Genomic DNA, 9,043 nt, shown 5'->3' on the forward strand with positions numbered 1-9,043 from the left:
CCCCCTGTCCCATCGGGCATCGCGGGACGCGGGACCGGGCGGACGGCGGCCGTCCGCCCCCAGACTGCTCCGAGCGGTGCGACCGGGACCCCTTGCGCAGCCCACGGCACGCCACCGGCGTCACGCCGTGGCACCCGGCACCGCACGTCATGAACCGGATGATCCGGCGGCCGCGTGGCGTCCGCCGGTTCCGCCCTGCGCGGACCCCGGTTCCCGCTCAGTGCAGACACCCCGAAGGTGAGCGACCACCATGAACGATCCCCTCACGACCGCGGCCGATCTCCCGCGGGCCGCCGCGACGCCGGCCGCCGGCACCCCCCACGTCGACGCGGGCGACGCCGGCTACCAGAAGGACCTGAAGTCACGGCACGTCAACATGATCGCGGTGGGCGGTGCGATCGGCACGGGCCTCTTCCTCGGCGCGGGCGGCCGGCTGCACAGCGCCGGCCCGTCCCTCTTCATCGCCTACGCCGTGTGCGGCGTCTTCGCCTTCCTCGTCGTGCGGGCGCTGGGCGAACTCGTGCTCCACCGGCCCTCCTCCGGCGCGTTCGTGTCGTACTCGCGGGAGTTCATGGGGGAGAGGGGCGCGTACACGGCCGGCTGGCTCTACTTCGTCAACTGGGCGACCACCGCCGTCGCCGACATCACGGCCGTCGCCACCTACGCCCACTTCTGGTCCGCCTTCTCCGACGTCCCGCAGTGGGTGCTCGCCCTGATCGCCCTGGCCGTCGTGCTGACGGCCAACCTGATCTCGGTGAAGTACTTCGGCGAGATGGAGTTCTGGTTCGCCGTCATCAAGGTCTCCGCCCTCGTGGTGTTCCTGCTCGTCGGCCTCTACCTGGTGGTCACCCGGCACGACGTCGGCGGCCACACCCCGGGGCTCGCGACCGTCACCGGCCACGGCGGTCTGTTCCCGCACGGGTGGACGCCGATGCTGCTCCTGATCCAGGGGGTCGTCTTCGCCTACGCGGGCGTCGAGCTGTGCGGCATCGCGGCCGGCGAGACCGAACACCCGGAGAAGATCATCCCGAAGGCCGTCAACTCGATCATGTGGCGCGTCGGCTTCTTCTACGTCGGGTCCGTCGTCCTGCTCGCGCTGCTGCTGCCGTCCTCGGTCTACGCCTCCGGGGAGAGCCCCTTCGTCACCGTCTTCACCAGGCTCGGCGTCCCGGGCGCGGCCGACGTCATGAACCTCATCGTCCTGACCGCCGCCCTGTCCAGCCTCAATTCGGGCCTGTACTCGACCGGACGCATCCTGCGCTCCATGTCCCTGTCGGGTTCCGCGCCCCGGTTCACGGGCGTGATGAACCGCGGCGGAGTGCCGTACGGCGGCATCCTGCTGACGGCCGGCTTCGGGGTCCTCGGCGTCGTCCTCAACTACGCGATGCCCGGCAAGGCGTTCGAGATCGTCATCAACTTCGCCTCGTTCGGCATCATCGGGACCTGGGGCATGATCATGATCTGTTCGCTGCTGTTCTGGAAGCGCGCGCAGGACGGCACCGTCACCCGTCCCGCCTACCGGCTGCCCTGGGCCCCCTACACCCAGGTGGTCACCCTGGTCTTCCTCGCCTCCATCGTGGTGCTGATGTGGCAGGACGGCGGTGTCTCCCGCACCACGGTCGAGTGCCTCCCGCTGGTCGTGGGGACGCTGGTGGGCGGCTGGTTCGTGGTGCGTAGGAACGTTTCCGCGCAGGCCGGGGCCGGCACGACGGGGCAGGAGTGACGCCTCGCTGCCCGAAAGGGCAAAGGGGCAGGCACGGAACGCCGCAGGCCGAGCGCGGTCGCATAGCGTCCTCGTGCGTCCGTCGATGCCGACCGGTAGCGGATGGCCGGGGCACGGATCCTCCCTCGTGACCTGACCCGCGGAAGGGCCGGCGGACGTACCCGGGTGCCCGGCGCCGCACAACGGTGCCGGCACCCGTCCCCGCCCCGGTCCGGCCGGGCGGAACCCGGGCGGGCCGCGCCGTGCGCAACCGTGCTCGACTGCGCCTCGTCGGCCTCGCCCACAGTGCCCCGTCGGGCGGCATCGCCGTCCCTGGGGGCACGCCCGGTCCTGCGGCGGTCCGCCGGGACCAGGACCTGCGCACACTTTCACATGCCCGAACAGGGCGTTCCCCGCACGACGAAAGGTCTGGACGATGCAAAGCAATCGCCGGAGGAGCCTCGGTGCTCTCGTGGGCGGTCTGATCGCGGCCGTGCTGGCGTTCGGCGCCGTGGCCACGGTCGCCGCGGTCGACCATCCCGGAAGCACGCACAGCACCGCCGGGGTCTTCCCCCCGTCCTGGTGACGACCGCCCCCGCCCGGCCGGGAGTGCGCATCTCCCGGCCGGGCGGGGTGCGTGGGGCCGGTTCGCCCGCCGGCGGACGGCTCATCCCTTCGACGCGGTCGGACGTTCCTCGTCGTGGGTGGCACTCCCCCAACGTCCCGCACATCGACCCACCGCCGGTATCGGCTGTTTTTGCGTACCACCGAACGGAACGGAGAACGTCATGAAGCTGACCTCCAAGGCGGCCCGCAAGGCCTCCCTGGCCATCGGTGCGGTGTCCTGCCTGACCGGAGCCGTGCTGGCGGGCACGGCGGGGCCGGCGTCGGCCGCCACCGCCCACACCTTCAAGGTCTGCGCGTACGGCAACTACACCGCCTACGCGACCCTCCCCCAGCAGGGCGGCATCTCCACCACGCTCATCTCGCCCGGCACGTGCGGGCAGCTCCCCCTCGTCTCCGGCAGCACGTACGGCAAGGTGTACGGCGTCTACAACACCAACCCCGACAAGAGCTTCTACGTCGGCACGGCCCACTTCACCGCCTCGAAGGGCTGGACGGGTGCCGCGAAGGGTACGACCACCAACCACTACCTGGTGGACCTCGGCTGACGCACCGCCCGCACCCGCACCCCTCCTCCGCCCCGCGTCTCCCAAGGAGCCCCATGCCGACGGCCGGCATCCTCGACCTCGCCGCGCTGGGCGAGGAGTTCGTCAACGACCCCTACCCGGTGTACGCGGCGCTCAGCGAGACCGGCCCCGTGCACCGGGTGCGGGTGCCCGAGGGCTACGAGGCGTGGCTCGTCGTCGGGTACGAAGCCGCGCGGGCCGCGCTCGCCGACCCCCGCCTCGTCAAGTCCTGGGCGCGGGCGGCACCCACCTTCTCCGTGGTGCGGCCGGCCTCCGGACCGAACATGCTCAACTCCGACCCGCCGGACCACGGCCGGCTGCGCAAGCTGGTCGCCCGCGAGTTCACCCCGCGCCGGGTCGAGCGACTGGCCCCGCGCGTCGAGGAGATCACCGAGGCGCTGCTCGACGCGATGCGGGCACGGCCGGACGGGCGGGCCGACCTCGTCGAGGCCCTGGCGTTCCCGCTGTCCATGACGGTGATCTGCGAACTGCTCGGCGTACCGACGCTGGACCGCGCCGCGTTCCGGACCTGGAGCACCGACGTGTTCTCCCACCCCGATCCGCAGGTGCGGGGGAAGGCGAGCCGGGAGATGGGCGCCTACCTCGCCCGGCTGCTGGACGACAAGCGCCGCGAGGCCGGCGACGACCTGATGAGCGCCCTGGTCCGCACCAGTGACGACGACGGCGACCGGCTCAGCCCGGAGGAACTGGTCGGCACCGCCTGGCTGCTGTTGGTGGCGGGTCACGAGACCACGGCCAACCTGATCTCCAACGGCGTGCTGGCCCTGCTCACCCACCCCGGGCAACTCGCCGCGCTGCGCGCGGACATGAGCCTCGTCGACGCGGCGGTGGAGGAGATGCTGCGCTACGACGGACCGGTGGAGGCGGCGACGTTCCGCTTCACCACCGAACCGGTCGACATCGGCGGCACGGTGATCCCCGGCGGCGGCGAGCCGGTCCTGGTCGTCGTCGCCGACGCCAACCGCGACCCGGCTCGCTTCCCCGACCCGGACCGCTTCGACATCCGCCGCCCCGCGCGGGGCCACATCGCCTTCGGACACGGCATCCACCACTGCCTCGGCGCCCCGCTCGCACGGCTGGAGGCCCGTACCGCCGTCCGGGCCCTGCTACGGCGCTTCCCCGATCTCCGCCTGGACACCAGCCCGGCGGCCGTCGCCTGGCGGCCCGGCATGCTCGTCCACGGCCCCCGGCGGCTGCCGGTGCGGTGGGGGTGACGGCACCGGAAGCGGGTGTCCGTGCACAACCGCTGCCTCTTCGGACAGTGCCTCCGCGGACGCGGGGTCCGGTGATCCGGCGGCCCTAGAGTGCTCTCGACCGGCCCTCCCGATCGGCAGTCCCGGGCGCCTTCCACGCGCTCCCGTGGCGATCAGGCCGTCCGCCCCCCCCCGTGATCCGCCGCGGTCCCCGACGGCCCGGAGCCCTTCCGGCCGGGGCCCTTCCGCGCGGCTGCGGACCGCACCCGCCCGAAGGCGACGAGCGGTCCGCGGATCAGTGAGACCCCAAGACGAGGCACACATTCGGTGAACATGCTCAACCAGTGGCCGGCCCGGCTCGCCCCCGCCGGACTGGCGCTCGCTCTGCTGACCGGGTGCACCACCCTCGGCGAGAGCCCCCGCGTGGTGGTCGGGATGTCCGACGGCGTGCTCGCCACGGACCCGGCCTCCGGCTACGACCCCGGCTCGTGGCTGTTGTTCAACAATGTCTTCCAGTCGCTGCTCAGTTTTCCCGCCGGAGGAACCGAACCCGAGCCGGACGCCGCCGACACGTGCTCTTTCACGGACGGCCACGCCAAGACCTACACATGCGTTCTCAAGGACGGTCTGCGATTCAGCAACGGAGACCCCCTGACGTCACAGGACGTCAAATTCTCCTTCGACCGCACCGTGCGCATCAACGACCCGGCCGGCCCGGCGGTCATGTTCGGTTCTCTGGACCGTATCGAGACGCCGGACGAGCGGACCGTCATATTCAAGCTGAAAGTCCCGGACGCCACGTTCCCCAGCAAAATAGCGTCCGGCGCGGGCTCCATCGTGGATCACCGGCAGTACGACCCGAGGGAGCTGCGCACGGACGGCGCGGCGGTCGGTTCCGGACCCTACAAGCTGGACCACTTCAGCAAGGGCGAGGCCGTCTTCTCGGTCAACGAGCACTACAAGGGGAACGCCAGGGTGAAGAACTCCGGCGTCCGGCTGAGGTTCTTCCACGGCGACCAGGACGCCCTCCAGCGGGCCCTCGTCGACGGCCGGGTCGACATCGCCTACCGGGGCCTGACCGCCCTGGACATCTCCGACCTCAGCCTCCAGATCGGCCACCGGGACGTCGAGGTGGTGGAGGGCAGCAGCGCCGAGGTCCAGCACCTGGTCTTCGACATGCGCGACCCCGTCGCCGGGAGACTCTCCGTACGCAGGGCCATCGCCCACGTGCTCGACCGGGACGCCCTCGTCAAGGAGGTCTACCGGGACACGGCGATCCCGCTCTACTCGATCGTCCCGGCCGGCATCGGCGGCCACACGACGGCCTTCTTCGACCGGTACGGCGGCCGTCCCTCCAGGGAGGCGGCCGCCGCCGTGCTGCGCGCCGACGGCATCACCGGCAAGGTGAGGCTGACCCTCTGGTCCACCCCCGTCCGCTACGGCCCGGCCACGGACCAGGAGATGCGGGCGATCGCCGCACAGCTCAACGCCAGCGGGCTGTTCGACGCCGACGTGAAGTCCGTGCGGTTCGACCGGTACGAGCGGGACATCGCCGCGGGCAGGTACGGGGTCTACGTCAAGGGCTGGGTGCCGGACTACCCCGACGCCGACAACTTCACGGCCCCCTTCTTCGGCAAGGGCAACGTCCTGGGCAACCACTACGAGAACCGCACCGTCACCGACGAGCTGATCCCGAGTACCGCCGCCGAGAGCCACCGCGAGGATGCCGACGAGGCGTTCGGCGAGCTGCAGGACATCGTGGCCCGGGAGATCCCCGTCCTGCCGGTGTGGCAGGCCAAGCAGTACGCGGTCGTCCGCGACGGCGTCCACGGCGTCGACTACTGCCTGGACCCTTCCACGGTGTTCCGCTTCTGGGAGATCAGCAAGGACTGACCGGGCCCCGGGGGCCTTCGCCGGTGCCCGGCCTGCCGTGCGGGCCCCGGCGAAGGCGGGGTCAGGGCCGGGTGCGCAGACCGGTGATCACCGTGGCCAGGCCCTGGACGGTCGGGGTGTCGAAGAACACGTGCAGCGGCACCTCGACGCCCAGCCGGTCCAGGATCCGTGCCGAGATCCGGGCCACCGTGACCGAGTGTCCGCCGAGGTCGAACAGGTCCTCGGTGTCGCCCACCTCCGGCACCCGCAGCACCTCGCACCAGATCCGCCGTACCGACTCCGCCACGTCCTCCTCCCGTTCCGCCCCGGAGGCCCCGTCCGTCCGGCCGGCCCCAGCCACCTGGTCCGCCCCGTCCGCGGGTGCCGGGTCCGGCGGGGACGGGAGCGCCGGGCGGTCGAGCTTGCCGTTCGGGGTGACCGGCAGGCTCCCCACGGAGACGAACACCTCGGGCACCATGTACGCGGGCAGCGACGCGGCCAGCGCGCGCCTCAGGTCGCCCGGGTCCGCCCCGCCGACGACGTACCCCACCAGCCTGTCCTCCCGTACCGCGGCGGCGGCCTGGTCCACCCCGGGCACGGCGAGCAGCCGGGACTCGATCTCGCCCAGCTCGATCCGGTACCCCCGCAGCTTGACCTGGCCGTCGGTCCGGCCGAGGAAGTCGAGCCGCCCGTCGTCGAGCCGCCGCGCCCGGTCCCCGGTGCGGTACATGCGGCTGCCCGGCGGCCCGAAGGGGTCCGGCAGGAAACGCTCCCGGTCCAGCTCCGGCCGGCCGAGGTAGCCGCGGGCGAGTCCGGCGCCGGCCAGGTAGAGGTCACCGGAGCCGCCCACCGGCACCGGTGACAGGCGCCCGTCGAGCACGTACGCCCGGGTGTTCGCCAGCGGACGGCCGATCGTCACCCGCTCCGGGTCGGGACCGACCTCGTCCGCCGTGGACCAGACGGTCGCCTCGGTCGGCCCGTACAGGTTGACGAGCCTGCCGACCCTCGGGCGCAGCCGCCGGGCCAGCGCCAGGGGGAGCGCCTCCCCGCCGGTGACCGCCGTGATCCCCGGCCCGCTGAAGCCGGCGTCCAGGAGCATCGCCCAGCCGGTCGGCGTCGCCTGCATGTGGGTCACCCGGGCCCGGTCGACCAGTTCGCGCAGCGCCGCGCCGTCACGCGTGCGGGTCCCGTCCGCCATGACCACCGTGCCGCCGGTGACCAGCGGCAGGAAGAACTCCGGTACGGACATGTCGAACGCCGCCGAGGCCGCCGCCAGCCAGCGGTCCCCCGGCCGGGAGTCCAGCAGGTCCCGCATCGACAGCAGCAGGTTGACCAGGGACCGGTGCTCGATCCGCACGCCCTTGGGGCGGCCGGTCGAGCCGGAGGTGTAGATGACGTAGGCCAGGTCGTCGGGGGACGGGGACGGGGGAGGGGACGCGTCGGCCGCCGGGGCGAAGGGCGCGGGATCCTCGGCGGCGGCCACCAGGTCGGCGTCCCCCAGTTCGCAGGCGGCTCCCGAGTCCGCGACGATGAACTCCAGGCGCTCCGCCGGGTACTCCGGGTCGAGGGGAAGATACGCCGCCCCGGCCTTGAGGACACCGAGCAGCCCGGCCGGCAGCAGCTCCGTCCGGCCCGCCCGCACCGCGACCAGATCTCCCGGACCGACGCCCTTGCCGCGCAGCCGGCCGGCGACGCGGGCCGCGACGGCGTCCAGTTCCGCGTAGGTGAGCCGGCGGTTCCCGTGGACCACGGCGACCGCGCCGGGCCCGCGGGCCACCTGCTCCGCGAACAGTTCCGGGACGGTCACCCGGGAACGGCCCGCGGGCGTGCCGCCGTGCGCGGCGAGCAGCCGGTTCTCCTCCTCCGCGGGGCCCGGCAGGGGCAGTCCGGCCAGCACCGTGTCCGGGGCGGTCGCGACATGGCTCAGCACGGCCAGCCAGTGCCGGGCGATGCCCCGGACGCCGTCGCCCGTCAGCGAGGCCGGCGGGTGGCGGAAGGCCGCCTCGATGCCGTCCGGGGTGTCCAGCACGGCGATGTCGAGGGCGTGGCGGACGGGGACGGCCCGCGCTCCCCGTTCCACCGTGGCGACGACACCGGGGAAGCGCGGCGCCGAGGTCCACCGCCGGTAGGCCAGCCGGACGGGGGCCGGGCCCGGCCCCTGCCCGACGCGGGCCGGCGGGACGTCGCGCACCCGGTGCAGTGCGCGCAGCCCGGCACCGACCTGGCGGGCGAACTCCGCGAACGGGGTGCCGCCCCGCGGCGCGGAGGAGAAGGGCAGCTCGGTGACGAGGGCACCGATGCGCGCGTGCTCGCCCGGGGTGCGCGTGTCGAGGTCGAGGGCCGTGGCCGGCGCCGTGTTGCCGTACCGGAACAGCACGGCGTGCACGGACGCCACCAGCAGCACGAAGGGGGTGACACCGATGTGCTCGGCCACCGCATGGAGCGCGTCCCGCAGCCTCCCCGCCGTCCGCACCTCCAGCGGCCCGCCGTCCCCGGCCCCCCGGACGCCCCCGGACGGCCCGGGGAGGCGCAGCTCGCCGTCGACCGGATGGTCCGCCCAGTACCGCCGCGCCAGCGGCAGGGCGGCGACGATCCGCAGCTCCTCGCTTCCGGTGGGAGGAAGCACCGGCAGGCCCGGATCGACGCGCAGCACCTCCGCGCGGTAGGACGCGGCGAGATCGCTCACGAACACGTCCACCGACCGCTCGTCGAAGACCCGCCGGGACGCGACGACCAGCAGCCGGTACGCGCGTGGTCCGACCGGCTGGAGCACCGAACGGAACAGCCGGCCACGGGTGAGGACCGGGTGCCTGCGCAGCACGGCCCCGCGGGCGCGGTCGAGTGCCGCGGTGTCGAGATCGCCGTGGAAGAGAACGGAGAACGACAGGAAGTGCTCGGCACCATCCTCGTCGAGCAGCTCATCGGGCATGGAAAAGGTCCTGTCACCGTCAGGGGAATGGAACTCGATCTGCCTGATCTTCGCTGCCGCGGGGACTATTTCGAGACTTCCGGCCGAGCCTGCCCGAATGCGCGATCGGTGTGCCCGAAAAGTCATTGACCGGCAC

General features: G+C 72.9%; 6 protein-coding genes. 5 read left to right on the forward strand and 1 reads right to left on the reverse strand.

Features of this window, described 5'->3' with window-relative positions:
• Positions 1-250 precede the first annotated feature (250 nt).
• The 5 genes from IEZ20_RS36240 (at position 251) to IEZ20_RS36260 (ending at position 5,999) form a co-directional block, all read left to right on the forward strand.
• Positions 251-1,723 carry an amino acid permease gene (locus IEZ20_RS36240; protein WP_189306771.1) on the forward strand — a complete coding sequence of 491 codons (1,473 nt, stop codon included), beginning with the start codon at positions 251-253 and terminating at the stop codon, positions 1,721-1,723.
• A gap of 415 nt (positions 1,724-2,138) precedes the next feature.
• On the forward strand, positions 2,139-2,288 hold the full coding sequence (locus tag IEZ20_RS36245) for a hypothetical protein (protein ID WP_189306773.1): 150 nt from the start codon (positions 2,139-2,141) through the stop codon (positions 2,286-2,288).
• Between the two features lie 202 nt (positions 2,289-2,490).
• On the forward strand, positions 2,491-2,874 hold the full coding sequence (locus IEZ20_RS36250) for a hypothetical protein (RefSeq protein WP_189306775.1): 384 nt from the start codon (positions 2,491-2,493) through the stop codon (positions 2,872-2,874).
• 53 nt (positions 2,875-2,927) lie between these two features.
• Entirely contained in the window at positions 2,928-4,127 is a 1,200-nt protein-coding gene (locus IEZ20_RS36255) for a cytochrome P450 family protein (RefSeq protein ID WP_189306777.1), read from the forward strand.
• 306 nt (positions 4,128-4,433) lie between these two features.
• A complete protein-coding gene (locus IEZ20_RS36260) occupies positions 4,434-5,999 on the forward strand; it encodes an ABC transporter substrate-binding protein (protein WP_189306779.1) in 1,566 nt (521 codons plus the stop codon).
• Positions 6,000-6,060: 61 nt separating this feature from the next.
• On the opposite strand, the gene IEZ20_RS36265 is transcribed toward IEZ20_RS36260, so the two are convergent.
• A complete protein-coding gene (locus IEZ20_RS36265) occupies positions 6,061-8,907 on the reverse strand; it encodes a non-ribosomal peptide synthetase (RefSeq protein WP_229896441.1) in 2,847 nt (948 codons plus the stop codon).
• Positions 8,908-9,043: the final 136 nt, after the last annotated feature.

The sequence above is a fragment of the Streptomyces cinerochromogenes genome, assembly GCF_014648635.1.
Taxonomy (GTDB): Bacteria; Actinomycetota; Actinomycetes; order Streptomycetales; family Streptomycetaceae; genus Streptomyces; species Streptomyces cinerochromogenes.

Excerpts from the sequence above, each read along its gene's own strand:
- IEZ20_RS36240 (WP_189306771.1), top strand. The coding sequence starts at position 251 with ATGAACGATCCCCTCACGACCGCGGCCGATCTCCCGCGGGCCGCCGCG.
- IEZ20_RS36265 (WP_229896441.1), bottom strand. The coding sequence starts at position 8,907 with ATGCCCGATGAGCTGCTCGACGAGGATGGTGCCGAGCACTTCCTGTCG.
- IEZ20_RS36245 (WP_189306773.1), top strand. The coding sequence starts at position 2,139 with ATGCAAAGCAATCGCCGGAGGAGCCTCGGTGCTCTCGTGGGCGGTCTG.
- IEZ20_RS36250 (WP_189306775.1), top strand. The coding sequence starts at position 2,491 with ATGAAGCTGACCTCCAAGGCGGCCCGCAAGGCCTCCCTGGCCATCGGT.
- IEZ20_RS36255 (WP_189306777.1), top strand. The coding sequence starts at position 2,928 with ATGCCGACGGCCGGCATCCTCGACCTCGCCGCGCTGGGCGAGGAGTTC.